This window comes from Hansschlegelia beijingensis (genome assembly GCF_045505405.1).
In the GTDB taxonomy this organism is placed as follows: Bacteria; Pseudomonadota; Alphaproteobacteria; order Rhizobiales; family Methylopilaceae; genus Methylopila; species Methylopila beijingensis_A.
Genome location: NZ_JBJKEX010000388.1, coordinates 1 through 2,790, shown reverse-complemented (window position 1 = coordinate 2,790; position 2,790 = coordinate 1). Strand labels below are relative to the sequence as shown.

At 68.3% G+C, this 2,790-nt stretch carries 2 protein-coding genes and 1 pseudogene; 1 reads left to right on the top strand and 2 read right to left on the bottom strand.

Annotated features, from left to right (window positions below; genetic code table 11):
* Window positions 1-288: 288 nt before the first annotated feature.
* Together ahcY and ACIKT0_RS16485 are read right to left on the bottom strand one after the other, a co-directional pair.
* Entirely contained in the window at window positions 289-1,695 is a 1,407-nt protein-coding gene (gene ahcY / locus ACIKT0_RS16490; protein ID WP_407106468.1) for an adenosylhomocysteinase, read from the bottom strand.
* 208 nt (window positions 1,696-1,903) lie between these two features.
* Window positions 1,904-2,287 (bottom strand): hypothetical protein, encoded by a 384-nt coding sequence (locus ACIKT0_RS16485; protein ID WP_407106467.1) that lies wholly within the window; start codon window positions 2,285-2,287, stop codon window positions 1,904-1,906.
* Window positions 2,288-2,599: 312 nt separating this feature from the next.
* On the opposite strand from ACIKT0_RS16485, the pseudogene ACIKT0_RS16480 reads away from it, so the two are divergent.
* Window positions 2,600-2,790 (top strand): annotated as a pseudogene (locus ACIKT0_RS16480) (hypothetical protein); the annotation flags it as partial.

Genomic DNA, 2,790 nt, shown 5'->3' with positions numbered 1-2,790 from the left:
GCGAGCGCGGCGGTTTCGGGCGCGCCCAGCGCCGCGGCCTGCGCGTGCCCCGGAATCAAAACGCCGACGGCTGCTGCTGCGGCCGTCGGAAGAGCGGCGCGTGGCCGCGACCGTTCGGACATGTGGCGAAGCCCCCGACGACGACGGAAGAGCGTCGCCGCTCCCGCCTTCAGGCGCCTCGCCCCCGAGGGCGCCCGTCCCGAATCACCTTGAAGTTAGCCGAGGCCGAGGCCCCGCCCCAAGAGTCCGGAACGGGAACGGGCGGCGAAAATCGCCGCCCGTGGCGCCTCAGTACCGGTAGTGCTCGGGCTTGAACGGCCCTTCGCTCGGAACGCCGATGTAATGCGCCTGCTTCTCGGACAGCTTGGTCAGCTTGACGCCGATCTTGCCGAGGTGAAGCGCGGCGACCTTCTCGTCGAGCGTCTTGGGCAGGGTGTAGACCTGCTTGGCGTAGCGGCCGTTCGTGTTGTTGGCGTAGAGCTCGATCTGCGCCAGCGTCTGGTTGGTGAACGACGCCGACATCACGAAGGACGGGTGGCCGGTGGCGTTGCCGAGGTTCACCAGGCGGCCTTCGGACAGCACGATGATCCGCTTGCCGTCGGGGAACTCGACCTCGTCGACCTGCGGCTTGATGTTGTCCCACTTGAAGTTCTTCAGCGCGCCGATCTGAATCTCGCTGTCGAAGTGGCCGATGTTGCAGACGATCGCCCGGTCCTTCATGGCGCGCATGTGGTCGACGGTGATGACGTCGACATTGCCGGTCGCGGTCACGAAGATGTCGGCGCGGGTCACCGCGTCCTCCATGGTCGTGACCTCGTAGCCTTCCATCGCGGCCTGAAGCGCGCAGATCGGATCGGCTTCCGAGACCATCACGCGGCAGCCGGCGTTGCGCAGCGAAGCGGCCGAGCCCTTGCCCACGTCGCCGAAGCCCGCGACCATGGCGACCTTGCCGGCCATCATGACGTCGGTGCCGCGGCGGATCGCGTCCACGAGCGACTCACGGCAGCCGTAGAGGTTGTCGAACTTCGACTTGGTGACGCTGTCGTTGACGTTGATCGCCGGGAACAGCAGCTCGCCCTTGCGCGCGAGGTCGTACAGGCGGTGGACGCCCGTCGTGGTCTCTTCGGTCACGCCGCGGATCGCCAGGGCGTTCCGCGTGTACCAGCCCGGATGGCTCTTGAGGCGCTTCTTGATCGCCGCGAAGAGGATCTCCTCCTCCTCATTGGTCGCGCCCTCGAGGAACTTGGTGTCGCCCTCTTCGGCCCGCTTGCCGAGGTGGAGCAGCAGGGTCGCGTCGCCGCCGTCGTCGAGGATCATGTTCGGCGTGCCGCCGTCGGCCCACTCGAAGATGCGGTGGGTGTATTCCCAGTACTCCTCGAGCGTCTCGCCCTTGACGGCGAAGACGGGGGTGCCGGAGGCCGCGATCGCGGCGGCCGCGTGGTCCTGCGTCGAATAGATGTTGCACGAGGCCCAGCGGACGTCGGCGCCGAGAGCCTTGAGCGTCTCGATCAGCATCGCGGTCTGGATCGTCATGTGCAGCGAGCCGGCGATGCGCGCGCCCTTGAGCGGCTGCGACGGACCGAATTCCTCACGCACCGACATCAGGCCGGGCATCTCGGTCTCGGCGATCGCGAGCTCCTTGCGGCCCCAATCGGCGAGGGAGATGTCTTTCACGACGTAGTCGGGCTGGCTCATTGGGAGGTCCTTGCGTTGACGGGCGCGTCCCGCGGGCGCGCCGAGATCCGTTCCGGACGTCCGTAGCACGTCGTCCGACGGCGTTCAATAAAGACATAAAGAAGTCTTTATGTGTGGCGGCCACCGAAGATGAGCGCGCGCAAGCGCCGGGCGCGCGGCCGCGGCGGCGTCAGATCTGCTGCTGTGGATAATGCGCTTGGCGCCCGGCTCAGAAGCCTGAGGTCACGGAGGCGAGGCGCGTCGGGAATATGGTCGGCCCGCTTCCGCCGGCGGTCGGCACGACGGCGGTGCGCATCGAGGCGGTGACGAAGTCGTTCGCCCCGTAAGCGAGCGCGTTGGCGTCAGCCGCGCCGAAACCCGCGAAGGCGACCTGGACCCGGCGGTCCACCGGCCCGCCGGCGATCGACGTCAGGGTCTCGGTCTGCGGCCTGGACAGCCGCTCCTTGTCGGCCCGGACGGCCGCCGCCACGACGTCGGCGTCAAGACCGGAGCCGGAGGAGGGCGTCGCGAAAGCGGGCGTTTCCCGGGAGACGGCGATCGTCAGGAAGCCTGCGCTGAAATCCCCGGCGAGCGCGACGGGCGCCGCCGGCATGGCCGGAAACGGCGTCGGCGCTGGTTCCGCGCTTACGGTCGTGACGAAGCCCGCCACGGCGCCGCAGGTCAGAATCCATCGGGAACGGCGAATCCGCCGAGCCATGCTCATGCCCAAGGGATAGGTCATCCCCGCCGCTCAGCCGAGCGCCAAATGTCCGACCGAGGCGGTTCGTCGCACCCGTTGCATTTGGGCCGCACTGGGGCGCGACCGGGGCGTTCTTCGGGCGGGCTCCCGAAGAGGTGAAATTCCAAGCGCGCATCCCCATGTCAAACGAAGCAGGGGCATCTCGCCCTGGGGACAGATAGGAATATGACCGCTCGCATGCCTCGCCGCCTCGCCGCCATCGCTTTCGCAAGCCTCATCGTCGGCGTCTCGTTCGTGCCGGTCGACGCAGACGCGCGGGCCGGCCGCAGCTCGAGCTTCGGCAGCCGTGGCGCGCGGACGTTCTCCGCGCCCCCTCCGACGGCCACGATGCCCAACGCGGCTCCCGTCCAAGATCG